Here is a 23885-nt window from a genome sequence, read left to right on the forward strand (position 1 = left end):
TCATGAGCGCCATGCAAGGCGGCGCGACCCAGAGCGACAAGAAGGCTGTCGAGGCTGCTGAGAAGGCTGGCCGCGGTGGCGCCAAGGAGGAGTAAAAGGCGGGTTTAAGTTACCCTTTTGTCGTCTTTTCAAAAGCAGTGGTCTTGTAACAATACTGTGCTATGATACATTTGCTATAGGTCGTCTACAAGGGAACGCTGTGTCTGTGGACGTGTCCGTCGGCGCACCCATCATCAGGTCCTGGGCGTTGCCGTTGAGCGGGAAGGCGATGGTCTCGCGGATGTTGGGCTCGTCGGCGAGCAGCATGACGATGCGGTCGACGCCCGGCGCGATGCCGCCGTGCGGCGGGGCGCCGAAGCGGAAGGCGCGCAGCATGCCCGCGAACTCGCGCTCGGTGGTCTCCCGGTCGTACCCGGCGATCTCGAAGGCCTTGAGCATGATGTCCGGCTCGTGGTTCCGGATCGCGCCGGAGGACAGCTCGACGCCGTTGCAGACGATGTCATACTGCCAGGCCAGAATGTCCAGCGGGTCCTGGTTCTCCAGCGCGTCCATGCCGCCCTGCGGCATCGAGAACGGGTTGTGCGAGAAGTCGATCCTGCCGGTCTCCTCGTCCTTCTCGAACATCGGGAAGTCGACGATCCAGCAGAACCGGAAGACGTCCTCCTCGAAGTGCCCGGCGCGCTTGGCGGCCTCGACCCGCACCGCGCCCATGATCTTGGAGACCTCGTCGAAGTCGCCGGCGCCGAAGAACACCGCGTGACCGGGCGCCAGCGCCAGGCGCTTGGTCAGCTCGGCGACGTTCTCCTCGGTGAGGAACTTGGCGATCGGGCCGGTGAGCGAGCCGTCCTCGCCGACGCGCACCCAGGCCAGGCCCTTGGCGCCCAGCGAGACGGCGTAGTCACCGAGCTGGTCGAAGAACTTGCGCGGCTGGTCCTGCACGGCCGGGACGGGCAGCGCGCGCACGTGCTTGCCGGCGAACGCCTTGAACTCCGAGCCCGCGAAGACGTCCGTGATGTCGACGAGCTCCAGCTTGGCGCGCAGGTCGGGCTTGTCGGAGCCGTACTTCAGCATCGCCTCGCGGAACGGGATCCGCGGGAACGGCGAAGTGACGTGCCGGCCTCCGCCGAACTCCTCGAACAGCTCGGTCATCAGCTGCTCGATCGGACGGAAGACGTCCTCCTGCTCGACGAAGCTCATCTCGACGTCGAGCTGGTAGAACTCGCCCGGCGAGCGGTCGGCGCGGGCGTCCTCGTCGCGGAAGCAGGGCGCGATCTGGAAGTAGCGGTCGAAACCGGAGATCATCAGCAGCTGCTTGAACTGCTGCGGGGCCTGCGGCAGGGCGTAGAACTTGCCCGGGTGCAGACGGGAGGGGACCACGAAGTCGCGCGCGCCCTCGGGGGAGGTGGCGGTCAGGATCGGGGTCGCCAGCTCGTTGAAGCCGAGCGCCGACATCTTCCGGCGGATCGCCGAGATGACCTGCGTGCGCAGCATGATGTTGCGGTGCATGCGCTCACGGCGCAGGTCCAGGAAGCGGTACTCGAGGCGCCGCTCCTCGTTGACCCCGTCCTCGGTGTTGATGGTGAAGGGGAGCGGGGCGGCGGCCCCCAGCAGTTCGACCTCGCGCACCTCGACCTCGATTTCGCCGGTCGGCAGGTCGGGGTTCACGTTCTCGGCGCCACGGGAGACGACCCGGCCGTCGACGCGGACCGTCGACTCCTTGGAGATCTTGTCGAGAGCCTCGTACGCCTCGGTGCCCGGACGGGCGACGAGCTGCGTGATGCCGTAGTGATCACGCAGATCGATGAAGAGGATGCCGCCCAGGTCGCGCCGATTGTGCAGCCAGCCACTCAGCCGGACGTCGGTGCCGACGTCAGAGGCGCGGAGCTCGCCGCAGGTGTGGGACCTGTACCGATGCATCGTCGTTCATCCAGTCTTCGCGGATCGGGGTCTGTGTTTCACGTGAAACACCCCCAGGGTACCGGCCGCCTCACGATCGCCTCCCCCCACATAAAAGAGTGAATCCCGTACGGTTTCGATGGCAGCGCCCGATCACCTCTTCCTACAGTGAGGCCATGCGCACTGGTGAGCCCCTGCCCGCCGTGGGGGAGGTCCTCGCCGCCCTCGCGACCGGGCTGTGGCACTGGGACACCTCCACCGGACTGGTCACGGTCGACGCGGAGGCCGCACGGCTGCTCGGACTGCCCGCCGAGCAGGTCAGCCTGACCGAGGCCCAGGCACGGGCCCGCCTGCACCCGGTCGACTGGAACGAGATCACCGGGGTGGTGCAGCTCGCCGCCGCCGAGGACACGCTCGCCGAGGTGCGGGTCCGGATCATGGACGAGCGCGGCCGGGTCGTCCGGGTCGTGCTCAGCCGCTCCAAACCCTCCTTCGATCCCGCACGCAAGGCGTACGAGCTCGTCGGCACCCTCCAGGAGGTCACCGAACCGGCGCCCGGCACCCCCGCCGGGCGCCGTGCCGTCACCGGCGACTGGCGGCGTTCACGGGAGGCGTTCCTGCTGGACGCGGGCCGGGCGCTGGCCGAGGCGCGCTCGACCCAGGAGGTGCTGCGGGTCACGGCCAACCTCTCGATGCCGGGGTTCTCGCCGAACGGGCTCGCGGTGTTCGGGCTGGAGGGCGACCGGCTGACGGTCATCGGCAACCACGGGCACGAGCGCGGGGAGGGGGACCCGTTCACGTCCATGGCGCTGGGCACCGACCACCCGGCCGCCGAGGTCGTGCGCACCGGCCGTGCGGTCTACCTGCCCTCCCCGGCCCAGTACAAGACCCGCTACCCGCTGACCTGGCCGCTCGCCCGGCCCTTCGGCAGCCACTCCTGGGCGTTCCTGCCGCTCGTCGTGGCCGGCCGCACGATCGGCGCGTGGATGGCGGCCTTCGCCTACCCGGTGGCGTTCACCCCGGACGAGCGGTCGGTGCTCACCACCGTGGCGCGGATGCTCGCACAGGCCCTGTCCCGCGCGGGCCTGGCCGAGAGCGAGCGGGCGCTGACCGACGGCCTGCAGCGCACGATGCTGCCCAGGCTCGGCCCGCAGCGCATCCCCGGCATGAGCGTCGCCGCCCGTTACGTCCCCACCGGAGGCGGTCTGCAGGTCGGCGGCGACTGGTACGACATGATCCCGCTGCCCGGCGGCACCTCCCGGGCGAGGTCCGGCGGAGGCCGCTTCGCCCTGGTCGTCGGCGACGTCCAGGGCCATGACGTGCGGGCAGCGGGGCTGATGGGCCAGTTGCGCATCGCCCTGCGCGCGTACGCCTCCGAGGGCCACCGCCCCGACGCGGTGCTCGCGCGCGCCTCCCGCTTCCTGCACGGCGTCGGCGACGCCGACCCGGCCGAGCCCCGCTTCGCGACCTGCCTGTACGTGGAGGTCGACCCGGCGACCGGGGTCCTGGAGGTGGCGCGCGCCGGGCACCTGGACCCGGCGATCCGCATGCCGGACGGCACCGTGCTCTCGCGCCCCACGGCGGGCGGCCTGCCGCTGGGCATCGACCCGGACGCCGACTACCCCACCACCCGGATCCTCCTGGAACCCGGCGAGACCATGGTGCTCTGCACGGACGGCCTGATCGAGACGGGCGGGCACGACCTGGAGACCGGCTGGCAGCGCATCCGCGCGCTGCTCGAAGGGCACCGGGGCGACCTGGAGGAGCTGGCCGACGCGCTGGTGCAGGCCGTGCACGGCCCGTCCTCCCACCACACCGCCGGCCCGCTCACCGACCGCCGCGAGGACGACATCGCCCTGCTGCTGCTGTGCCGTCAGGGGGAGGGCGGCGGCTGCGCGGACGACGTCACCGTACGGCCGCCCGGCCGCCGCACGGTGCTGACGGTCGCGCAGGCCGAGCCCGAGCGGATCGCCGTGGCCCGGCAGCAGCTGCGCGAGCTGCTGCACGACTGGTCCTCGCCGGACCAGGTGGACTCGGCGGTGCTGCTGCTGTCCGAGATGCTCACCAACGTCCTCGTGCACACCGACACCGACGCGCTGCTCGTCGCCGAGGTCACCGGGCGGGCCGGCGACCGGCGGATGCGGGTGGAGGTCACCGACGCCGGCGACGACCTGCCCCACCGGCGCAGCCCCGGGGAACTGGCCTCCTCCGGGCGCGGCCTGCTCCTGATCGGGCTGTTGGCGCACGCGTGGGGCGTGGACCCGCGCGGCGAGGGCAAGACCACCTGGTTCGAGCTCCACGAGAACACCGACGGCCCGCCCGGGTGACGCGACGTCCGTTCGGCGGCCGTCAGGCCCGCGGCCCCTCCTGGGTCATCCCGTGCACGGCCGGAACGGTTCCCAGCCGGCCCTTCTGGAAGTCCTCGAAGGCCTGCTGCAGTTCCTCGCGGGTGTTCATGACGAACGGGCCGTAGTGGGCCATCGGCTCGCGGATGGGCTGTCCGCCGAGCAGGACGACCTCCAGGTCCGGGGTGCGGGAGTCCTGCTTCTCGTCCGCGCGGACGGTCAGCGAGGAGCCGGCGCCGAAGACGGCGGTCTGGCCCAGGTGGACCGGCCGGCGCTCGGTGCCGACGCTGCCGCGCCCGGCCAGCACGTACGCCAGGCCGTTGAAGTCCTCGCGCCACGGCAGAGTGATCTCCGCACCCGGCGCCAGCGTCGCGTGGATCATCGTGATCGGCGTGTGCGTGATGCCGGGACCGGCGTGGCCGTCCAGCTCACCGGCGATGACGCGCAGCAGCGCGCCGCCGTCGGGGGAGGTGAGCAGCTGGACGGAGCCGCCGCGGATGTCCTGGTAGCGCGGGGCCATCATCTTGTCCTTGGCCGGGAGGTTCACCCACAGCTGCAGGCCGTGGAAGAGCCCGCCGGACATGACCAGGTGCTCCGGCGGCGCCTCGATGTGCAGCAGGCCCGCGCCCGCCGTCATCCACTGGGTGTCGCCGTTGGTGATGGTGCCGCCCCCGCCGTGGCTGTCCTGGTGGTCGAAGATCCCGTCGATGATGTACGTGACGGTCTCGAAGCCGCGGTGCGGGTGCCAGGGGGTGCCCTTGGGCTCGCCCGGCGCGTACTCCACCTCGCCCATCTGGTCCATCATGATGAACGGGTCGAGGTGGCGGTAGTTGATCCCCGCGAACGCCCGGCGCACCGGGAAGCCCTCGCCCTCGAAACCGCCCGGCGCGGTCGTGACGGCGAGCACGGGACGTGCCACGGCGTCGGCGGGAGCGGTCACACGGGGCAGCGTCAACGGGTTCTCGACGGTCACTGCAGGCATGTCGGTACCTCCTCGGTCTCCGCCCATTTTAGTTGAGCGTTGAACTTTCTGCCAGCCCCAACAGAGAAAGCCCGGAGGGCATTCCCTCCGGGCGGACGACGGGAGTCCGACGACAGGACCCAGCCGCGCATGCACCTAGCCGTGCATGCGCCTAGCCGTACATGCGCCGCATCGCGAACTCCACCATCTGCTCCACCGCCTTCGCGTCGAAGACGATCCGGTGCTCGCCCTCCATGTCCAGGACGAAGCCGTAGCCGGTCGGCAGCAGGTCGATCACCTCGGCCCCGGTGATCACGAAGTACTTGGACTCCTTGCCCGCGTACCGGCGCAGCTCCTTCAGCGAGGTGAACATCGGGATCACCGGCTGCTGGGTGTTGTGCAGGGCGAGGAAGCCGGGGTTGTCGCCGCGCGGGCAGTAGACCTTCGACGTGGCGAAGACCTGCTGGAAGTCCTCGGCCGACATCTGCCCCGTGGTGAAGGCCCGGACCGCGTCCGCGAGCGAGGGCGGGGACGGCTCGGGGTACAGCGGCGCCTGCTGCTGTCCGTACCCGCCGGGCATCTGCTGCTGCGGCGGGACGTAGCCCTGCTGGGCACCGACGTTCTGGTCGTAGCCGTACATGAGCGCAAGCGTACCGAGCGGCGGGCCCCGCCAGGCGGGGCACGGGGAGTTCGCCGGCGGCTCCCCGGCGCGCCACCGCGGGCGGCGGCGGTGATGGGCGCGGTGGGGCCCGTCACAGATGGCCGGATCGGGGTTGCTTCTTATTACCGACGGGTAGCATCATCGTAGCTACTTGTTGGTACGTGAACTAGGTGCGAGGAGTCAGTGCCTCGCCGATCCCTCTACGGAGCCGTCGCCATGGGGCACTACAAGTCGAATCTCCGCGACATCGAGTTCAACCTCTTCGAAGTACTCGGGCGGGACAAGCTGTACGGCACCGGCCCGTTCGAGGAGACGGACGTCGAGACCGCGAAGAGCATCCTGGAGGAGCTGACGCGGCTCTCGGAGAACGAGCTGGCCGAGTCCTTCGCCGACGCCGACCGCAACCCGCCGGTCTTCGACCCGGAGACGAACACCGCGCCGGTCCCGGAGAGCTTCAAGAAGAGCTACCAGGCCTTCATGGACTCCGAGTACTGGCGCCTGGGCCTGCCCGAGGAGATCGGCGGCACCACCGCGCCCCGCTCCCTGATCTGGGCCTACGCCGAGCTCATCCTCGGCGCCAACCCGGCCGTGTGGATGTACTCCTCCGGCCCGGCCTTCGCCGGCATCCTCTTCGAGGAGGGCAACGAGGTCCAGAAGCACATCGCGAAGATCGCCGTCGAGAAGCAGTGGGGCTCCACCATGGTGCTCACCGAGCCGGACGCCGGCTCGGACGTCGGCGCCGGCCGCACCAGGGCCGTGCAGCAGGAGGACGGCTCCTGGCACATCGAGGGCGTCAAGCGCTTCATCACCTCCGGTGAGCACGACATGTCGGAGAACATCCTCCACTACGTGCTGGCCCGCCCCGAGGGCGCCGGCCCCGGCACCAAGGGCCTGTCCCTGTTCCTCGTCCCGAAGTACCTCTTCGACTTCGAGACCGGCGAGCTGGGCGAGCGCAACGGCGTCTACGCCACCAACGTCGAGCACAAGATGGGCCTGAAGGCCTCCAACACCTGCGAGATGACCTTCGGCGACAAGCATCCCGCCAAGGGCTGGCTGGTCGGCGACAAGCACGACGGCATCCGCCAGATGTTCCGCATCATCGAGTTCGCCCGCATGATGGTCGGCACGAAGGCGATCTCCACGCTGTCCACCGGCTACCTCAACGCGCTGGAGTACGCCAAGGAGCGCGTCCAGGGCCCGGACCTGGCCAACTTCATGGACAAGACCGCGCCCAAGGTCACCATCACCCACCACCCCGACGTGCGCCGCTCGCTGATGACGCAGAAGGCGTACGCCGAGGGCATGCGCGCTCTGGTGATGTACACCGCCTCGATCCAGGACGCCATCCAGGTCAAGGAGGCGAACGGCGAGGACGCCTCCGCCGAGCACGCCCTGAACGACCTGCTCCTGCCCATCGTCAAGGGCTACGGCTCCGAGAAGGCCTACGAGCTGCTCGCCCAGTCCCTGCAGACCTTCGGCGGCTCCGGCTTCCTGCAGGAGTACCCGGTCGAGCAGTACATCCGCGACTCCAAGATCGACACCCTGTACGAGGGCACCACGGCGATCCAGGGCCAGGACTTCTTCTTCCGGAAGATCGTCCGCAACCAGGGCGCCGCGCTGAACTCCCTCGCCGAGGACATCAAGAAGTTCCTGGCGCTCGGCACCGGCGGCGAGGAGCTGGCGGGCGCCCGCGAGCACCTGGCCAAGGCCGCCGTCGAGCTGGAGGCCATCGTCGGCCTGATGCTGACCGACCTCGCGGCCACCGAGCAGGACGTGAAGAACATCTACAAGGTGGGCCTGAACACCACCCGCCTGCTGATGGCCTCCGGTGACGTGATCGTCGGCTACCTGCTGCTCAAGGGCGCCGCGGTGGCCGCCGAGAAGCTCCAGACGGCCTCCGCGAAGGACAAGGCGTTCTACACCGGCAAGATCGCCGCGGCGAAGTTCTTCGCGGCCAACGTCCTGCCCGGCGTCACCCTGGCCCGCAAGGTCGCCGAGGGTGTCGACCTGGACCTGATGGAGCTGGACGAGGCGGCGTTCTAGCCCTTCCGGCGCCCGCGCCCGCACAGACCAGGGCCCGCCTCCCTTCACCGGGAGCGGGCCCTCGTCCGTCGTTAAGGTGAACCCATGAGCGAACCCTCCCGCCCGTCCCCCGCCGCCGTCCCCCCACGGAGCGCGCCGCGCGCACCGTTCGCCTTCGACCGCGGTCACACCGACGACCTGATGTCCTTCCTGGCAGCCAGCCCGTCGCCGTACCACGCCGTGGCCAACGCCGCCGCGCGGCTGGAGAAGGCCGGGTTCCGGCAGGTCGCGGAGACGGACGCCTGGGACGGCACGAGCGGCGGCAAGTACGTGCTGCGCGGCGGCGCGATCATCGCCTGGTACGTCCCCGAGGGCGTCGCACCCCACACCCCGTTCCGGATCGTCGGCGCCCACACCGACTCCCCCAACCTGCGCGTCAAGCCGCGGCCGGACAGCGGGGCGCACGGCTGGCGCCAGGTGGCCGTGGAGGTCTACGGCGGGCCGCTGCTCAACTCCTGGCTCGACCGCGACCTCGGCCTCGCCGGCCGGCTGACCCTGCGCGACGGCTCCACGCGCCTGGTCAACGTCGACCGGCCGCTCCTGCGCGTCCCGCAGCTCGCGATCCACCTGGACCGCTCGGTGAGCTCGGAGGGCCTCAAGCTCGACAAGCAGCGGCACCTGCAGCCCGTCTGGGGCCTGGGCGACGACGTGCGCGACGGCGATCTCATCGCCTTCCTGGAGGAGACGGCCGGCATCGAGGCGGGCGAGGTCGCCGGCTGGGACCTCATGACCCACTCCGTGGAGCCGCCGGCCTACCTGGGCCGCGACAACGAGCTGGTGGCCGGGCCGCGCATGGACAACCTGCTGTCCGTGCACGCCGGTACGGCCGCGCTGGCCGCAGTGGCCCAGGGCGGCGGCGACCTGCCGTACATCCCCGTCCTGGCCGCCTTCGACCACGAGGAGAACGGCTCCCAGTCCGACACCGGCGCGGACGGGCCGCTGCTCGGCACGGTGCTGGAGCGCTCGGTGCTCACGCGCGGCGGCTCCCCCGAGGACCGGGCGCGCGCCCTCGCCGGCACGGTCTGCCTGTCCTCGGACACCGGCCACGCCGTCCACCCCAACTACGCGGAGCGGCACGACCCTACGCACCACCCGCGCGTCAACGGCGGCCCGATCCTCAAGGTCAACGTCAACAACCGCTACGCGACGGACGGTTCGGGCCGCGCGGCCTTCGCCGCCTGCTGCGAGCGGGCGGGCGTCCCCCTCCAGTCCTTCGTCTCCCACAACGCCATGCCCTGCGGCACCACGATCGGCCCGATCACCGCCGCCCGGCACGGCATCACGACCGTCGACATCGGCGTGGCCATCCTGTCGATGCACAGCGCGCGGGAACTGTGCGGCGCCGACGACCCGTTCCTGCTGGCCAACGCGCTGGCGGCATTTCTGGAGGGCCGGAACTGACCGCCCCTGCATGGGGGTTGACAACCGGGGTACCCGCAGTTTCGGACCGGAACGACCGGACCGGACAGGGAGGCGACACTCATGGGCCTCGGCGGGTGCATCATCCTCATCGCCGTGGGAGCCATCCTCACGTTCGCGACCGACTGGGATATGCAGGGGGTCAACCTCGACCTCGTCGGCATCATCCTGATGATCGTCGGACTGATCGGCGTCACGACGTTCAGCAGCATTGCCCGGCGCCGGCGCGTGGTCGTGCCGCCCGCGACGCCGGTGGTCGACGAGCGGGCGCACCAGCGCCGGGACGGCTACGGCGACGGGTACGGCGTCTGAGCGCCGCGACGGTCCCCGCGGACCGGACCTTCGCGCCGGCCGGGACCGGCGGCGCTCCGTCCCCCGCGCGGTGAGCCGGACAAGCACGCCCCGTTCCCGCCGGTGCGGGTGACAGGCGGGGCGCGGGCCGGCCGGCTCGCCGCGCGGGGGACGGAGCGCGGCGTGGTGCCGGGCAATTCACGGGCCCGGGCGCCGGGCAATTCACGGGCCCGGGCGGTGCCGGCGGTCAGGTCAGGGCGTGCCCCGTGGTGGCGTCGACGTGGCCGGGCACGTCGTCGTGGCGGTCCCCGACCGTGAGGGTCCCCGTGGGTTCGAACATGAGGATCGCGGTGGGGACGGGGGCCTGGGGCCGGTGCTCCGTGCCGCGCGGGACGGTGAAGACCGAGCCCTTGGGCAGGACCACCGTGCGCTCGCCGTCCGCCTCCCGCAGGCCGAGGTGCAGTTCGCCGTCGAGGACGAGGAAGAACTCGTCGGTGTGGTCGTGCACGTGCCAGACGTGCTCGCCCTCCACCTTGGCGATGCGGACGTCGTAGTCGTTGACGGTGGTGACGATGCGAGGGCTCCAGCGGTCGGTGAAGGACGCGAGGGCCTGGGCGAGGGCGACGGGTTCCTGGGTCATGCCGTCATCGTCGGCCGTGGCGGGCCGTCCGCACGAGTGCTAGAAATCGCACATGCCGCAAGGATCCTCTCAGGTGCCGCACCGGGTCGTCGTCATCGTCGACGAGGGCACGAACCCGTTCGAGGTGGGCGTGGCCACGGAGCTGTTCGGGCTGCCGCGTCCCGAACTGGGGCTGCCCCGGGCGCCGTACGAGGTGACGCTGGCCACGCCGGCGCCCGGGGTGCGGATGAACCACGGGTTCTTCACCCTGACCGGCGTGCCCGGGCTCGACGCGGCCGACGCCGCCGACACCCTGGTCGTCCCCGGCCGTCCCGACAACGTCGTCCCGCGCGGACCGGCCGTCCTGGACGCCATCCGCCGCGCGCACGCGCGCGGCGCCCGCGTGGTGAGCTTCTGCACCGGCACCTTCGCGCTCGCCGAGGCCGGCATCCTCGACGGCCGCCGGGCCACCACCCACTGGATGTGGGCGGACGCCTTCCGCGAGCTGCACCCGAAGGTGCAGCTGGAGCCGGACGTGCTCTTCGTGGACGAGGGCGGTGTCCTGACCGCCGCCGGCAGCGCCGCCGCGCTCGATCTCGGGCTGCACATCTGGCGCCGGGACCACGGCGCCGAGCTCGCCAACGCGGTCTCCCGGCGGCTGGTGTTCGCCGCGCACCGGGACGGCGGCCAGCGGCAGTTCGTGGAGCGGCCGGTGCCGGACGTGCCCGACGAGTCGCTGGGACCGCTCCTGGCCTGGGCCCAGGAACGGCTGCACGAGCCGCTGACGGTGGCCGGCCTGGCCGCCCGCGCGGCCGTTTCCCCGGCCACGCTGCACCGCCGCTTCCGCGCCCAGCTCGGCACGACGCCGCTGGCCTGGCTGACGGGCGAGCGGGTGGCGCTGGCCTGCCGCCTCATCGAACGCGGTGAGGAACGCCTGGACGTGGTCGCCGCCCGCAGCGGCCTGGGCACCGCGGCGAACCTCCGCGCCCGCCTGCGCAGCGGGACGGGACTCAGCCCATCGGCCTACCGGCGGCGTTTCGGACCGGCCCCGGGGGAAGCGCTCAAGCCATGAGATTCCTCGTGTACGACCGGCTCCTCGGCATCGGCGACGACTACTGGATCGAGGACGACCGCGGCAACAAGGTCTTCCTCGTCGACGGCAAGGCGCTGCGCCTGCGGGACACCTGGGAACTGAAGGACACCCGGGGGCGCGTCCTGATCGACATCCACCAGAAGATGCTCGCCCTGCGGGACACGATGGTGATCCACCGGGGCGACGAACCCCTGGCGACCATCCGGCGCAAGCGGCTGTCGCTGCTGCGCAACCACTACCTGGTGTCCCTGGCCGACGGCACCGGGCTGGACGTCAGCGGCAAGGTCCTCGACCGGGAGTTCGCCATCGAGTACGACGGCGAACTCCTCGCCGTGGTCTCCCGCCGCTGGCTGACCCTCCGGGACACCTACGGCATCGACGTGGTCCGCGACGACGCGGACCCGGCGCTGCTGGTCGCGGTAGCGGTCTGCGTGATCCACCTGGCGGAGAAGGAACGGGGCGAGGAGGACTAGGCCCCTCCGGCGCAGGACCCTCCGGCGGATCTCAGCGGCGCGGCGGCGCCAGTCCCAGCACCCGGTCCTTCAGCGCCGGGAACTGCTCCCGGGTCGCCGCCGCCTTCCCGGGGTCGAACTCCACGGTGAGGACCTCCTCGCCCGCGCCGGCCCGCGCCAGCACCTCGCCCCAGGGATCGACCACGACCGAGTGACCGGCCTGCGGAACTCCGGCGTGCGTCCCGGCCGTTCCGCACGCGAGCACGAACGCCTGGTTCTCCACCGCCCGCGCCCGGGCCAGCAGCGTCCAGTGCGAGCGGCGGCGCTCCGGCCAGCCCGCCGGGACGACGAAGGTCTCGGCGCCGGCGTCGACGAGGCCGCGGAAGAGTTCGGGGAAACGGAGGTCGTAACAGGTGGCCACGCCGAGGGTCGTCGACGGCAGCCGCACCGTCACCAGGTCCTCGCCCGCGCCCATCAGCACGGCCTCGCCCCGGTCGAAGCCGAAGCGGTGGATCTTGCGGTAGGCGGCGGCCAGGTCACCGGAGGGGGAGAGGACGAGCGAGGTGTTGTACAGCGGGCCCCCGGGGTCGCGCTCGGGGATCGACCCGGCGTGCAGCCACACGCCCGCGTCGCTCGCCGCCTCGGCCATCGCCCGGTACGTCGGCCCCCGCAGCTCCTCGGCCGCGCGTCCGAACTCCTCGTACGCGAACGCGCCCGTGGTCCACAGCTCCGGCAGGACGACGAGGTCGGCCCCGGCCTGCTCGCGTACCAGCGCGGCGGCCCGGCGCCTGCGCGATTCGACCGATTCGCCCTCCTCCACGGCGATCTGGATCAAAGAGGCGCGCACACTACCACCGTCCTGGCGTCCGGCCCGTGCACACGGGCCTACGATCGTCACACGAAAGCACTGCCGGGGTGCCTCACAGCAGCGTAACTTAGCGTTCCGAGACACCCGCCGACAGCAGCCACCTCACCACTGGCAAAGCCGCCACCACCTGCCCGTGCACCGACCGCCGAGGGGTCCCGTTCCGTGAGTCTGCATCCCACCCTCCAGCCCTACGCCGACGCCTGGACTCACTCCATCGAGGCGATATCCGAGCTGGTCCAGCCACTCGTGGAGGCGGACTGGAACCGGCGGACGCCGTGCCCGGGCTGGTCGGTGCGCGACATCGTCTCCCACGTCATCGGCCTGGACTCCGAGATGCTCGGCGACCCCCGCCCGATCCACGCGCTGCCGCGCGACCTGTTCCACGTCACCACCGACCACCAGCGCTACATGGAGATGCAGGTCGACGTCCGCCGCCACCACACGGCGCCGGAGATGACGGCCGAGCTGGAGTACATGATCATCCGGCGCAACCGCCAGCTGCGCAACGACAGCCGCGACCCGGACGCGAAGGTGCGCGGCCCGCTCGGCACGGAGCTCACGCTGGAGGAGTCCATGCGCCGGCACGCGTTCGACGTGTGGGTGCACGAGCAGGACCTGCGCACGGCCCTGGGCCGCCCCGGCAACCTCGACTCGCCCGGCGCGCACGTCGCCCGTGACGTGCTGCTCGCCGCCCTCCCGCGCGTGGTGGCCGAGGAGGCCCACGCACCGCGCAGTTCGGCCGTCGTCTTCGACGTCCACGGCCCCGTGGAGTTCCTGCGCACGATCCGCGTCGACATCCAGGGCCGCGGCACGCTGGAGACCGTTCCCGCCCTCGGCCCCGCCGCCACCCTCACCCTCGACTGGGAGACCTACGTCCGTCTGGCCTGCGGCCGGGTGGGCCCGGAGGCGGTGGCGGACCGGGTGAAGACGGAGGGCGACCCGGAGCTGGCGGCGGCGATCCTGCGGAACTTCGCGGTGACGCCGTAGGGAGTGCGCGGCGACGGCGGCACCGGTGCCGGGTGCCCGCGCGGGAACACCTGCGCGAGAACGCCCGCGCGAGAACACCTACGCGGGAACGTGGACCGTCTCCACTCTGCTGGCGACGAGCCGTTCCCGCTCCCGCCGGGCGGCCCGCCCGCGCAGCCGCAGGATCTGGCTCACGCCGAGCGCCTGGAGCACGAACACGCTGGAGAAAGCCACCCGGTAGTCGTCCCCGGTGGCGTCCAGCAGCACCCCGACCGCGAACAGCGTCGTCATGGAGGCGACGAACCCGCCCATGTTCGTGATCCCGGAGGCCGTCCCCTGCCGCTCCGGCGGGTTCGCCGGCCGGGCGAAGTCGAAGCCGATCATCGAGGCCGGGCCGCAGGCGCCCAGCACGGTGCACAGCACGATCAGCAGCCACATCGGCGCGCGGTCGGCGGGGTGCAGGACCGTCGCGGCCCACAGCACCGCCGTCGTGCCCACCGTGCCGAGCGCGAGGGGCAGCCGCGCCCCGTGGTGCCGGGCGACGATCTGGCCGTAGACCAGGCCGAACGCCATGTTGGACAGCACGACGAGCGTGAGGAGCTGGCCGGCCGTGGCCCGGGACAGGCCCTGCGCCTCGACCAGGAACGGCAGGCCCCACAGCAGCAGGAACACCATCGCCGGGAACTGGGTGGTGAAGTGCACCCACAGGCCCAGCCGCGTGCCCGGCTCCCGCCAGGAGGCGGCGATCTGGCGCCGTACGTACGCGGCGCCCCGGTGCGGGACGGGCTCCGGCCCGTGGCCCTCGGGGTGGTCCTTCAGGAACAGCAGCACCAGCACGAGCACCACGGCACCCGCGAGCGCGCTGCCCGCGAAGGCCGCCGTCCAGCCGACACCGTGCAGCAGCCGGGCCAGGACGAGGGTGGAGACCAGGTTGCCCGCCATGCCGACCAGCCCCGCGAGCTGCGCGACCAGCGGTCCGCGCCGGGCCGGGAACCAGCGGCCGCCCAGCCGCAGCACACTGATGAACGTCATCGCGTCGCCGCAGCCGAGCAGCGCCCGCGAGGCCAGCGCCATGCCGTACGAGGGCGAGAACGCGAAGCCGAGCTGCCCGGCCGTGAACAGCACCACGCCGATGGTCAGCACCTTCTTGGTGCCGAGCCGGTCGACCAGCAGGCCGACGGGTATCTGCAGGCCCGCGTAGACCAGCAGCTGCAGGATCGAGAACGTCGACAGCGCGGAGGCGCCCACGTGGAAGCGGTCGGCGGCGTCGAGGCCGGCCACCCCCAGCGAGGTGCGGAAGATGACCGCGACGAAGTAGACGGAGACGCCGACGCACCAGACGGCGACCGCGCGCCGGCCGCCCGGGGGGTCGCCGGGCAGGGCCGCCGCCCTCGCGGCGGAGGAGCTCATCGGACCTCCCCCCGGGCCAGGTGGGAGAACCAGCCGACGTGCCGGTGGACGACGCCGACGGCCGCCTCCGCGTCGCCGGAGCGCAGCGCCTCGAGGATCTCCTCGTGCTCGGCGAGCGTCTTGGCGATCCGGTCCGGGTGGGAGTGCATGACGGCGACGCCCATCCGCAGCTGGCGGTCGCGCAGCTGGTCGTAGAGGCGGGAGAGGATCTCGTTGCCGCCGCTGCGGACGATCTCGGCGTGGAAGCAGCGGTCGGTGACGGCGGCCGCGGCCAGGTCGCCGGCGGCGGCCTGCTCCTTCTGCCGCGCCAGGAGCGCTTCGAGGCGTTCGACGAGTCCGGGGGGCGCGGGCACGGCCTTGCGCGCCGCGTGTTCCTCGACGAGCAGCCGCGTCTCCACGACGTCGGCGATCTCCTGCGCGGAGACGGGCAGCACGAGGGCGCCCTTCTTCGGGTAGAGCTTGATCAGCCCTTCGACCTCCAGCCGGAGCAGCGCCTCGCGCACCGGTGTGCGCGACACCCCCACGGCCTCGGCCAGCTCGCCCTCGGTGAGGAGGGTCCCGCCCTCGTAGCGGCGGTCGAGGACGCCCTTCTTGACGTGGGTGTAGACGCGGTCGGCAGCGGGGGGTTGCTTCACGGCGACAGTCATGCCCACAGGATAGATACAACAGGTACACATGACCGTATCCGTCCATCATGCGGACTCGGCGACCCCTCGATCGTGGGGAAAAACGCTTCCCGGCACGGCAACCGCACAACCATCTGTGCTAGTTACGAGTCACACACGTGCGGCACCGCTTCGCCATGACCTCAATTGGGCCGCACCCAGGGGCATCCGACACAATCGGGGTATTTCACTTGATAACCGCATTCCAGGGCATCCGACTCCGCAGAGCCGCCGCCGTCGCCGTGACCACCGGTGCCGTGCTCGCGACCGGAGCCCTCTCCACCGTGCCCGCGCAGGCCGTCGCCGCACCCACGATCGCCGCCAAGGGCGGCTACGTGATGAACAACGCGAACGGCAAGACGCTGTACACCAAGGCCGCGGACACCAAGCGCTCCACCGGCTCCACGACCAAGATCATGACCGCGAAGGTGGTGCTCTCCCAGCCGAACCTGAACCTGGACGCGAAGTACACCGTCCCGAAGGAGATCAGCGACTACATCGTCGACAACAACTACCCCTCGTCGGCCAAGCTGATCGTCGGCGACAAGGTCACCGTCCGTCAGCTGCTGTACGGCCTGATGCTGCCGTCCGGCTGCGACGCCGCGTACGCGCTCGCCGACAAGTTCGGCACGGGTTCGACGCGGGCGGCCCGACTGAAGTCGTTCATCGGCAAGATGAACACCACCGCCAAGAACCTCGGTCTGAAGAACACGCACTTCGACTCGTTCGACGGCATCGGCCACGGCGCCAACTACTCCACCCCGCGTGACCTGACGAAGCTCGCCAGCAACGCGATGCAGAACGCCACGTTCCGCACGATCGTCAAGACCCAGAAGTACACGGCCAAGACGACCACCAAGTCCGGCGGCACCCGGACGATGGCGCCGTGGGTGAACACCAACCCGCTGCTCGGCACCTACACCGGCGCGATCGGTGTGAAGACCGGCTCCGGCCCGGAGGCCAAGTACTGCCTGGTCTTCGCCGCCACCCGCAACGGCAAGACGGTCTACGGCACGGTCCTCGCCTCCACCGACGGCACCACGCGCGCGTCGGACGCCAAGAAGCTGCTGAACTACGGCTTCGCCCAGCTGGGCTGACGTCCGAGGACACCGCCCGTGAAAAGGGGGCCGGCCGCATGACGCGGCCGGCCCCCTTTCACGCTCTCAGCGGGGGTCCGCCGCGAACGAGCGGTGGGCCTCCCCCGCGAACGCGGCCCACGCCGGGGGCGTGAAGCGCAGTACCGGCCCGTCGGCGTCCTCGGAATCACGGACGGCTATGCAGCCGGGGACGTTGCGGGCGGCCTCGACGCACTCCTGGCCGGCGTTGCCGCCGCCCGCGGAACGTCTCCCGCGCCCGCAGACGCGTCGCCCGGCCGGCCGTCGACTGGGGCCACCCCGCCGCGGCCGGGGACGCGGCGCTGCCGGCCGGCGAGTTGTGCGCCGACGCCCTGCTGCACGGCTGCCTGCGGGACCGCCTGTTCCGCGTGGAGACCTCCCTGACCGGTACCGCCCTGCGGGTGGACGTCACGGACCCGAGGGGCGAACGGCTGCCCGAGCCCCGCCTGCCCGGCACCGGCGACTCGTTCGGCCGGGGCCCGCTGATCGTCCGGGCGCCGGCCGGCCGCTGGGCCGTCGGACAACTCACCGTCGGCAAGACGGTGTGGGCGGAGCTGGACGTCACGAGGGGCGCCGGTGTCTGAGTGTCGCCGGCCCCGGCGCCGCCTCCGTCAGCGGACTCGGCGGGCGTTGAGCCGGGCCGCCTGGCGCGTCAGGTGGTCGCGCTCGGCGAGGTTGGACGCCTTGTGGGCCGCCTCGGCGTACAGCCGCGCCGCCGTCGCCGGGTCGCCGTCGCGCTCGTGGAGGTACGCCGCCACCGCGGCGTGGCGGGGCAGCGCGGGGTCCAGCGCCGCGAGCGCCGCCAGGCCGGCGCGCGGCCCGTCGGCCTCCCCCACGGCGACCGCGCGGTTGAGCCGGACGACGGGGCTGTCGGTCAGGCGCGCGAGCTCGTCGTACCACTCGACGATCTGCACCCAGTCGGTCTCCTCGGCGGTGGGCGCGTCGGCGTGCAGGGCGGCGACGGCGGCCTGGGCCTGGAACTCCCCCAGCCGGTCGCGGGCGAGGGCCGCCTGCAGGATCCCGACGCCCTCGGCGATCAGCGCGGTGTCCCACCGGCCGCGGTCCTGCTCGGCGAGCGGCACCAGGCTGCCGTCGGGCGCGGTCCGGGCGGCGCGCCGGGCGTGGTGGAGCAGCATGAGGGCGAGCAGCCCGGCCACCTCGGGGTGGTCGATGCGGGCCGCGAGCTGCCGGGTGAGCCGGATGGCCTCGGCGGCCAGGTCGACGTCGCCGGAGTAGCCCTCGTTGAAGACCAGGTAGAGGACGCGCAGCACGGTGGCGACGTCGCCGGGCCGGTCGAAGCGCACGCCGGAGATGGTGCGCTTGGCCCGGCTGATGCGCTGCGCCATGGTCGCCTCGGGCACCAGGTAGGCCGCGGCGATCTGGCGGGTGGTCAGCCCGCCGACGGCGCGCAGCGTGAGCGCGACCGCCGATGCCGGGGTCAGCGACGGGTGGGCGCACAGGAAGTAGAGCTGGAGGGTGTCGTCCACCGCGGGCGCCGGCCCGGGTGCCGGCTCCTTCTCGACGCGGTCCTCACGCCGGCGGCGGGCGGTGTCGGCGCGCGTCGCGTCGAGGAACTTGCGCCAGGCCACGGTGACCAGCCAGCCCTTGGCGTCCCCAGGCTGATCGGCCGGCCAGACGCGCAGCGCCTCGACGAGCGCCTCCTGCACGGCGTCCTCGGCCGCCGTGAAGTCGGCTCCGCGGCGGACGAGGACGGTGAGCACGCCCGGTGTGAGGCTCCTGAGCAGGGCCTCGTCCATCGGTGACGTCACTCCGTGACGGTGGGCGGCGCGGTCAGGAACGGGCGCACCTCCAGCCACTCGTGGATCGGCCTGCCGCCCGCCCCGGGGGCGGCCGACAGCTCCCCGGCCAGCTCGACGGCGCGCTCGTAGCCGTCGACGTCGATGATCATCCAGCCGGCGATGAGGTCCTTGGTCTCCGCGAACGGTCCGTCGGTGACCGGCGGGCGCCCCTCGCCGTCGTAGCGGACCCACGCCCCCTCGGGGGCGAGCGCCTGGCCGTCGACGAACTCGCCGGTCTCCTGCAGCCGGGCCGCGAAGTCGTTCATGTACTGCACGTGCGCCGAGATCTCCTCCGGGCTCCACCGGTCCATCGGCACGTCGTTGACCGGAGCCGGGGCACCGCGGTAGTGCTTCAGCAGCAGGTACTTGGCCATCGTGGTTCTCCTCGGTGCTCGTACGACCCATTGTGGTCGCGTTCACCCCGGGGACGCAGCCGGACGCGGGTTCTCGACATCACCGCCGTCACCGTCCGATTTTTTTCCGGGCTCCCGGGACCGGCACCGGCCGGGACCGGTCCCACCGGGACTTCCCGTACCGCGGCCATGCACGCCCGCCCTTGCGGAACGCGGCCCGGCCCGGCTCACCCGTGCCCGGTCACCAGCTCCATGACGTCCCGCACCGACCAGTGCCCCTCCGCCCCGGGGCACGCGGCGACGTAGGAGGCGACCGCTTCGAGGTCCCACGCTCCGGCCGACAGCAGGCCGGTGACCAGGAAGCGGACGTAGGCGGCGGACGGGGGGACCCAGCGCACGTCGTTCATGCGCCAGGGCGCGGTGAAGGTCAGGACGGGCAGGCCGTCCAGCCGGCCGGCGCAGACCAGCGTCTCGTAGCGGCCCTCGCCCAGGACGGCACGGCCCCGGCCGATCACCTCCGCCAGGTCCAGGTCCAGGCCCGGTCCCCGGTACATCTCCTGGGCCGCGATGTCGGCGAACTGGCCCGCGGTCACCAGGTGCGCCCGGGCCAGCACCCGGCCCTCGGCCAGCGGGTCGTAGAAGGCCCGGCCGCCTTCCCAGACGGGCGACCAGGTCGCGAAGTACAGCGCGCCGGTGAGTTCCACCGGGACGGACCGGGCCGGCGGCGCGGGGTCGCGGCAGCCCGGGTACTCCCTCGCCGCGCCGGGCGGGCGTCCGCCCCGGAGGTAGGCGGCGAGCCGGTCCAGGTGGGTGTTGGAGCCGTAGGACGTGTACCAGACCCGCCGCGGGTGCCGGTCGGCCGGCGGCGTCGCGTCGATGCTCCGCAGGGCCTTCACGCTCGCTCGCTCCTGGAGGAAGGGTCCGGCAGCGGCCGGGCCCTCCCGATGCCTGGACGGCATCGGGAGGGCCCGGTCGTGGAGGTGCCGGTCAGGCCGCCGGTCCCGTCACGCCCAGGTGATCAGCCGCTTGGGCTGTTCCAGGATCGCGGCCACGTCCGCCAGGACCTTGGAGCCGAGCTCGCCGTCGACCAGGCGGTGGTCGAAGCTCAGCGCCAGCGTGGTGACCTGACGGGGCTTCACCTTGCCCTTGTGGACCCACGGCTGGGGCTTGATCGCACCGACCGCGAGGATCGCCGACTCGCCGGGGTTGAGGATCGGCGTGCCGGTGTCGACGCCGAAGACGCCGACGTTGGTGATCGTCACCGTCCCGCCCTGCATCGCGGCCGGGGACGTCTTCCCCTCCCGCGCGGTGGACACCAGCTCGCCCAGCGCCTGCGCCAGTTGCGGGAGCGTCTTGGCGTGGGCGTCCTTGATGTTCGGGACGATCAGGCCGCGCGGGGTCGCGGCCGCGATGCCCAGGTTGACGTAGTGCTTGACCACGATCTCCTGGTTGGCCTCGTCCCAGGACGCGTTGATGTCCGGGTTGCGCTTGATCGCGACCAGCAGGGCCCTGGCGATCAGCAGGAGCGGGTTCACCCGCAGGCCGGTGAACTCCTTGTCCTGCCTCAGCTCCTCGACCAGCTTCATCGTGCGCGTCACGTCGACCGTCACGAACTCCGTGACGTGCGGCGCGGTGAACGCCGAGCCGACCATCGCCGCCGCCGTCGCCTTGCGGACGCCCTTGACGGGGACGCGGGTCTCGCGGGCCGTGTCGTACGGCGCCACGGGCGCGGCAGGGGTCTCGGCGCGCGGCTGTGCCACCGGCTCCGGCGCCTGCTGCGGGGCCGCCGCCGCGTGGACGTCCTCGCGGGTGATGATGCCGTCGGGGCCGGTCGGGACGACCGTGGCCAGGTCGACGCCGAGGTCCTTGGCGAGCTTGCGCACCGGGGGCTTGGCCAGCGGGCGCGGCGGGGCCGCGGCGGGGCCGCCGTGGCCGTTGAGCTCGGCCTGGACCGCCGCCGGGGCCTCGGCGGCCGGCGCCTGCCCGCCCTTGCGGGGGCGTCGGCGGGTGGCGGAGGCGGCCACGCCGTAGCCGACCAGGACCGGCTGGCGGGCCGGGGCCTGCGCCTCCTCGGCCGCGGGCGCCGCGGGCGCCTCGGAGGCGGCGGGCGCGGGCGCCTGCGCCGCTCCGCCGCCCACGTCCACCGAGATGATCGACGTGCCCACGTCGACCGTGGTGCCCTCGGGGAAGTGCAGCTCCCGCACCACGCCGTCGTAGGGGATGGGGAGTTCGACGGCGGCCTTCGCCGTCTCGACCTCGCACACCACCTGGCCGTCGGTGACCGTGTCGCCGGGCTGGACGTACCACTTGAGGATCTCGGCCTCGGTGAGCCCTTCGCCCACGTCGGGCATCTTGAACTCGCGCACGGACGCTTCCGTCATCGTCGTCACGACCCCCTCCTCAGTACGCCAGCGAGCGGTCGACGGCATCCAGCACCCGGTCCAGGTCCGGGAGGTAGGACTCCTCCAGGCGGGCCGGCGGGTACGGCGCGTGGTAGCCGCCGACCCGGAGCACCGGGGCCTCCAGGTGGTAGAAGCAGCGCTCCGTGATGCGCGCGGCGATCTCCGCGCCGGAGCCGAAGAACACCGGCGCCTCGTGGACGACGACCAGGCGACGCGTCTTCTCCACCGACGCCTGGACGGAGTCGAAGTCGATCGGGGAGACCGAGCGCAGGTCCAGGACCTCCAGGGAGCGGCCCTCCTCGGCGGCGGCGTCCGCGACCTCCTGGCACAGCTTCACCATCGGGCCGTAGGCCGCCAGGGTCAGGTCGGTGCCCTCGCGGACCACGGCGGCCCTGTGCAGCGGGCCGGGGATCGCCTCCGTGTTGACCTCGCCCTTGTCCCAGTAGCGGCGCTTGGGCTCGAAGAAGATCACCGGGTCGTCGCTCTGGATGGCCTGCTGCATCATCCAGTACGCGTCCGACGCGTTCGAGGGACTGACCACCTTCAGGCCCGCCACGTGCGCGAAGAGCGCCTCCGGGGACTCGGAGTGGTGCTCGACCGCGCCGATGCCGCCGCCGTAGGGGATGCGCACGACGACCGGCATCTTGACCGTGCCCAGCGAGCGGGCGTGCATCTTCGCGAGCTGCGTGACGATCTGGTCGTACGCCGGGAAGACGAAGCCGTCGAACTGGATCTCGACCACCGGGCGGTAGCCGCGCAGGGCCAGGCCGACGGCCGTGCCGACGATGCCGGACTCGGCCAGGGGGGTGTCGATGACGCGGCTCTCGCCGAAGTCCTTCTGCAGGCCGTCCGTCACCCGGAAGACGCCGCCGAGCTTGCCGACGTCCTCGCCCATGATCAGGACCTTGGGGTCGGACTCCAGGGCGCGGCGCAGCGACTCGTTGATCGCCTTGGCCAGGGCCATCTTCTCCGCTGCCATGATCAGACCCCCTCTGCGTCGGTGAACGACGCCTGGTAGGCGGCGAACTGGGCGCGCTCCTCGTCGACGAGGGCGTGACCGTCCGCGTACACGTTCTCGAAGATGGCGAAGTGGTCCGGGTCCGGCATGGCACGGACCGCCTCGCGCACCCGCCTGCCCAACGCCTCGGACTCGGCCTCGAGTTCCGCGAAGAAGGCCTCGTCCGCGTGGCCCGCCGCCTCCAGGTGGCGGCGCAGGCGCAGCAGCGGGTCCTTGGCCTCCCAGGCCAGCCGCTCCTCGTCGCCCCGGTACCGGGTCGGGTCGTCGGAGGTGGTGTGGGCACCCATGCGGTAGGTGAACGCCTCGATCAGCGTCGGGCCCTCGCCGCCGCGCGCCCGCTCCAGGGCCCACCTGGTGACCGCCAGGCAGGCCAGGACGTCGTTGCCGTCCACCCGCACGCCCGGGAAGCCGAAGCCCCGCGCGCGCTGGTAGAGCGGCACGCGGGACTGCTTCTCGGTCGGCTCGGAGATGGCCCACTGGTTGTTCTGGCAGAAGAACACCACCGGGGCGTTGTAGACCGCGGAGAAGGTGAAGGCCTCGGCCACGTCGCCCTGGCTGGAGGCGCCGTCGCCGAAGTAGGCGATGACCGCCGAGTCCGCGCCGTCCTTGGCGACGCCCATCGCGTAGCCGGTGGCGTGCAGCGTCTGGGAGCCGATGACGATCGTGTAGAGGTGGAAGTTGTTGCCGTTGGGGTCCCAGCCGCCGTTGTTCACGCCGCGGAACATGCCGAGCAGGTTGGTCGGGTCCACCCCGCGGCACCAGGCGACGCCGTGCTCGCGGTAGGTGGGGAAGACGTAGTCGTCGTCGCGCAGGGCCCGGCCGGAGCCGATCTGGGCGGCCTCCTGGCCGAGCAGCGAGGCCCACAGGCCCAGCTCGCCCTGGCGCTGCAGGGAGGTGGCCTCGGCGTCGAAGCGGCGGGTGAGCACCATGTCGCGGTACAGGCCGCGCAGCTCTTCGGCGGTGATGCCGGCGACGTACTGGTCGTACTCGGCGTTCTTGACGCGCTCGCCCTCGGGCGTCAGCAACTGGACGAGGGCGGGCTCGGCGCTCCCGCCGGCGTCCGCGCCCTTCTTCGAGGTCGTGCGGGTGGTGCGCTTGGTGCCGGTGGTGCCGGCCTTGCTTCCGGCGCTGCGTCGCGGTGTGCGCGCGGCAGTGCTCTCCACGGTCACGTGTGCTCCTCCGTCGGTCCGGCCCCCGGGGTTGCCGGTCGGCCAGTGCGGCTCACCTGCTGTCGACCACCGGGCACGGGGTGGGTGCCGCTCGGCCGGGAACAGGCGTGACATGCGCCCCGGCGAGCGCCCTGCAAGAGGCACGTTACCCAGTGCTGCACATCTCTGTGAAACCTTCCTGAACTGGGATTTTCCTTGGATTTCCAAGTAAACCGAGAAGGCTTCGACGGGGCGCTGGTCACAGCCTTGCAGGAGGCCGGAGCAACGGCACGTTATCCCGGCCACCCCGGGCACGGGAAGA

Annotated in this window: 22 protein-coding genes and 1 pseudogene; 9 read left to right on the forward strand and 14 right to left on the reverse strand. The window is 72.0% G+C overall.

The genetic code is table 11. The features are described from left to right. Nucleotides 1-159: 159 nt before the first annotated feature. Nucleotides 160-1917, reverse strand: a complete 1758-nt coding sequence (aspS, locus tag AB0L29_RS27310; protein ID WP_365830504.1) for an aspartate--tRNA ligase — start codon at nt 1915-1917, stop codon at nt 160-162. Nucleotides 1918-2072: 155 nt separating this feature from the next. Between aspS and AB0L29_RS27315 the strand changes: the two genes are divergently transcribed. Then, the gene (locus AB0L29_RS27315; protein ID WP_365830506.1) at nt 2073-4223 is read left to right on the forward strand and encodes a SpoIIE family protein phosphatase; all 2151 of its coding nucleotides are present in this window, start codon (nt 2073-2075) and stop codon (nt 4221-4223) included. Between the two features lie 22 nt (nt 4224-4245). Here AB0L29_RS27315 and AB0L29_RS27320 read toward each other — a convergent pair whose 3' ends face one another. Further along, on the reverse strand, nt 4246-5223 hold the full coding sequence (locus AB0L29_RS27320; RefSeq protein WP_365830508.1) for a pirin family protein: 978 nt from the start codon (nt 5221-5223) through the stop codon (nt 4246-4248). Nucleotides 5224-5374: 151 nt separating this feature from the next. Continuing rightward, nucleotides 5375-5842 carry an SseB family protein gene (locus tag AB0L29_RS27325; protein ID WP_365674867.1) on the reverse strand — a complete coding sequence of 156 codons (468 nt, stop codon included), beginning with the start codon at nt 5840-5842 and terminating at the stop codon, nt 5375-5377. A 237-nt stretch (nt 5843-6079) separates the two neighbouring features. Between AB0L29_RS27325 and AB0L29_RS27330 the strand changes: the two genes are divergently transcribed. The 3 genes from AB0L29_RS27330 (at nt 6080) to AB0L29_RS27340 (ending at nt 9676) form a co-directional block, all read left to right on the forward strand. Next, on the forward strand, nt 6080-7906 hold the full coding sequence (locus AB0L29_RS27330; RefSeq protein WP_365830648.1) for an acyl-CoA dehydrogenase: 1827 nt from the start codon (nt 6080-6082) through the stop codon (nt 7904-7906). Nucleotides 7907-7990: 84 nt separating this feature from the next. Next, nucleotides 7991-9346 carry a M18 family aminopeptidase gene (locus AB0L29_RS27335; protein WP_365830510.1) on the forward strand — a complete coding sequence of 452 codons (1356 nt, stop codon included), beginning with the start codon at nt 7991-7993 and terminating at the stop codon, nt 9344-9346. Between the two features lie 81 nt (nt 9347-9427). Beyond that, a complete protein-coding gene (locus AB0L29_RS27340; RefSeq protein WP_365830512.1) occupies nt 9428-9676 on the forward strand; it encodes a DUF6458 family protein in 249 nt (82 codons plus the stop codon). 226 nt (nt 9677-9902) lie between these two features. Here AB0L29_RS27340 and AB0L29_RS27345 read toward each other — a convergent pair whose 3' ends face one another. Beyond that, entirely contained in the window at nt 9903-10295 is a 393-nt protein-coding gene (locus AB0L29_RS27345; RefSeq protein ID WP_365830514.1) for a cupin domain-containing protein, read from the reverse strand. A gap of 52 nt (nt 10296-10347) precedes the next feature. Between AB0L29_RS27345 and AB0L29_RS27350 the strand changes: the two genes are divergently transcribed. After that, nucleotides 10348-11346, forward strand: coding sequence for a helix-turn-helix domain-containing protein (locus tag AB0L29_RS27350; RefSeq protein ID WP_365830516.1), 999 nt, complete (start codon nt 10348-10350; stop codon nt 11344-11346). Continuing rightward, nucleotides 11343-11840 carry an LURP-one-related family protein gene (locus AB0L29_RS27355; RefSeq protein WP_365830518.1) on the forward strand — a complete coding sequence of 166 codons (498 nt, stop codon included), beginning with the start codon at nt 11343-11345 and terminating at the stop codon, nt 11838-11840. Before AB0L29_RS27350 ends, AB0L29_RS27355 begins: the two co-directional genes overlap by 4 nt. A gap of 31 nt (nt 11841-11871) precedes the next feature. Here the strand turns inward: AB0L29_RS27355 and AB0L29_RS27360 are convergent, their stop codons facing one another. Further along, nucleotides 11872-12666 (reverse strand): carbon-nitrogen family hydrolase, encoded by a 795-nt coding sequence (locus tag AB0L29_RS27360; protein ID WP_365830520.1) that lies wholly within the window; start codon nt 12664-12666, stop codon nt 11872-11874. 183 nt (nt 12667-12849) lie between these two features. Here AB0L29_RS27360 and AB0L29_RS27365 point away from each other — a divergent pair, with 183 nt between their 5' ends. Beyond that, nucleotides 12850-13674, forward strand: coding sequence for a maleylpyruvate isomerase family mycothiol-dependent enzyme (locus AB0L29_RS27365; RefSeq protein ID WP_365830522.1), 825 nt, complete (start codon nt 12850-12852; stop codon nt 13672-13674). Nucleotides 13675-13752: 78 nt separating this feature from the next. On the opposite strand, the gene AB0L29_RS27370 is transcribed toward AB0L29_RS27365, so the two are convergent. Both AB0L29_RS27370 and AB0L29_RS27375 read right to left on the reverse strand, forming a co-directional pair. Continuing rightward, a complete protein-coding gene (locus AB0L29_RS27370) occupies nt 13753-15063 on the reverse strand; it encodes an MFS transporter (RefSeq protein ID WP_365830524.1) in 1311 nt (436 codons plus the stop codon). Beyond that, the gene (locus AB0L29_RS27375; protein WP_365830526.1) at nt 15060-15710 is read right to left on the reverse strand and encodes a GntR family transcriptional regulator; all 651 of its coding nucleotides are present in this window, start codon (nt 15708-15710) and stop codon (nt 15060-15062) included. Before AB0L29_RS27375 ends, AB0L29_RS27370 begins: the two co-directional genes overlap by 4 nt. Before the next feature lie 209 nt (nt 15711-15919). Here AB0L29_RS27375 and AB0L29_RS27380 point away from each other — a divergent pair, with 209 nt between their 5' ends. Then, entirely contained in the window at nt 15920-16825 is a 906-nt protein-coding gene (locus AB0L29_RS27380; RefSeq protein ID WP_365830528.1) for a D-alanyl-D-alanine carboxypeptidase, read from the forward strand. 66 nt (nt 16826-16891) lie between these two features. On the opposite strand, the pseudogene AB0L29_RS27385 reads toward AB0L29_RS27380, so the two are convergent. After that, nucleotides 16892-17059 (reverse strand): annotated as a pseudogene (locus AB0L29_RS27385) (DUF397 domain-containing protein); the annotation flags it as partial. Nucleotides 17060-17160: 101 nt separating this feature from the next. On the opposite strand from AB0L29_RS27385, the gene AB0L29_RS27390 reads away from it, so the two are divergent. Beyond that, nucleotides 17161-17427, forward strand: coding sequence for a hypothetical protein (locus AB0L29_RS27390; protein WP_365830530.1), 267 nt, complete (start codon nt 17161-17163; stop codon nt 17425-17427). A 27-nt stretch (nt 17428-17454) separates the two neighbouring features. Here AB0L29_RS27390 and AB0L29_RS27395 read toward each other — a convergent pair whose 3' ends face one another. From AB0L29_RS27395 to pdhA, 6 genes are all read right to left on the reverse strand, one after another. Next, a complete protein-coding gene (locus AB0L29_RS27395) occupies nt 17455-18600 on the reverse strand; it encodes a DUF6596 domain-containing protein (RefSeq protein WP_365830650.1) in 1146 nt (381 codons plus the stop codon). A gap of 8 nt (nt 18601-18608) precedes the next feature. Then, complete coding sequence (locus AB0L29_RS27400; protein WP_365830532.1) at nt 18609-19016, reverse strand: YciI family protein; 408 nt, start codon at nt 19014-19016, stop codon at nt 18609-18611. Between the two features lie 206 nt (nt 19017-19222). Continuing rightward, nucleotides 19223-19891 carry a histone deacetylase gene (locus AB0L29_RS27405; RefSeq protein ID WP_365830534.1) on the reverse strand — a complete coding sequence of 223 codons (669 nt, stop codon included), beginning with the start codon at nt 19889-19891 and terminating at the stop codon, nt 19223-19225. Nucleotides 19892-19999: 108 nt separating this feature from the next. Further along, a complete protein-coding gene (locus AB0L29_RS27410; protein WP_365830536.1) occupies nt 20000-21385 on the reverse strand; it encodes a dihydrolipoamide acetyltransferase family protein in 1386 nt (461 codons plus the stop codon). Between the two features lie 10 nt (nt 21386-21395). Continuing rightward, nucleotides 21396-22376 (reverse strand): alpha-ketoacid dehydrogenase subunit beta, encoded by a 981-nt coding sequence (locus AB0L29_RS27415; RefSeq protein ID WP_365830538.1) that lies wholly within the window; start codon nt 22374-22376, stop codon nt 21396-21398. Between the two features lie 2 nt (nt 22377-22378). Beyond that, nucleotides 22379-23584: a pyruvate dehydrogenase (acetyl-transferring) E1 component subunit alpha gene (pdhA, locus tag AB0L29_RS27420; protein WP_365830540.1), complete on the reverse strand. Its 1206-nt coding sequence runs from the start codon at nt 23582-23584 to the stop codon at nt 22379-22381. Nucleotides 23585-23885: the final 301 nt, after the last annotated feature.

The organism is Streptomyces sp. NPDC052701, assembly GCF_040678355.1.
Classification (GTDB): Bacteria; Actinomycetota; Actinomycetes; order Streptomycetales; family Streptomycetaceae; genus Streptomyces.

What these genes read in the sequence shown, in the direction of transcription:
- AB0L29_RS27320 (WP_365830508.1), bottom strand. Translation starts at nt 5,223, where the DNA reads ATGCCTGCAGTGACCGTCGAGAACCCGTTGACGCTGCCCCGTGTGACC.
- AB0L29_RS27350 (WP_365830516.1), top strand. Translation starts at nt 10,348, where the DNA reads ATGCCGCAAGGATCCTCTCAGGTGCCGCACCGGGTCGTCGTCATCGTC.
- AB0L29_RS27355 (WP_365830518.1), top strand. Translation starts at nt 11,343, where the DNA reads ATGAGATTCCTCGTGTACGACCGGCTCCTCGGCATCGGCGACGACTAC.
- AB0L29_RS27415 (WP_365830538.1), bottom strand. Translation starts at nt 22,376, where the DNA reads ATGGCAGCGGAGAAGATGGCCCTGGCCAAGGCGATCAACGAGTCGCTG.
- AB0L29_RS27370 (WP_365830524.1), bottom strand. Translation starts at nt 15,063, where the DNA reads ATGAGCTCCTCCGCCGCGAGGGCGGCGGCCCTGCCCGGCGACCCCCCG.
- AB0L29_RS27325 (WP_365674867.1), bottom strand. Translation starts at nt 5,842, where the DNA reads ATGTACGGCTACGACCAGAACGTCGGTGCCCAGCAGGGCTACGTCCCG.
- AB0L29_RS27335 (WP_365830510.1), top strand. Translation starts at nt 7,991, where the DNA reads ATGAGCGAACCCTCCCGCCCGTCCCCCGCCGCCGTCCCCCCACGGAGC.
- AB0L29_RS27315 (WP_365830506.1), top strand. Translation starts at nt 2,073, where the DNA reads ATGCGCACTGGTGAGCCCCTGCCCGCCGTGGGGGAGGTCCTCGCCGCC.
- AB0L29_RS27345 (WP_365830514.1), bottom strand. Translation starts at nt 10,295, where the DNA reads ATGACCCAGGAACCCGTCGCCCTCGCCCAGGCCCTCGCGTCCTTCACC.
- AB0L29_RS27375 (WP_365830526.1), bottom strand. Translation starts at nt 15,710, where the DNA reads ATGACTGTCGCCGTGAAGCAACCCCCCGCTGCCGACCGCGTCTACACC.
- AB0L29_RS27395 (WP_365830650.1), bottom strand. Translation starts at nt 18,600, where the DNA reads ATGGACGAGGCCCTGCTCAGGAGCCTCACACCGGGCGTGCTCACCGTC.
- AB0L29_RS27340 (WP_365830512.1), top strand. Translation starts at nt 9,428, where the DNA reads ATGGGCCTCGGCGGGTGCATCATCCTCATCGCCGTGGGAGCCATCCTC.
- AB0L29_RS27330 (WP_365830648.1), top strand. Translation starts at nt 6,080, where the DNA reads ATGGGGCACTACAAGTCGAATCTCCGCGACATCGAGTTCAACCTCTTC.
- aspS (WP_365830504.1), bottom strand. Translation starts at nt 1,917, where the DNA reads ATGCATCGGTACAGGTCCCACACCTGCGGCGAGCTCCGCGCCTCTGAC.
- AB0L29_RS27400 (WP_365830532.1), bottom strand. Translation starts at nt 19,016, where the DNA reads ATGGCCAAGTACCTGCTGCTGAAGCACTACCGCGGTGCCCCGGCTCCG.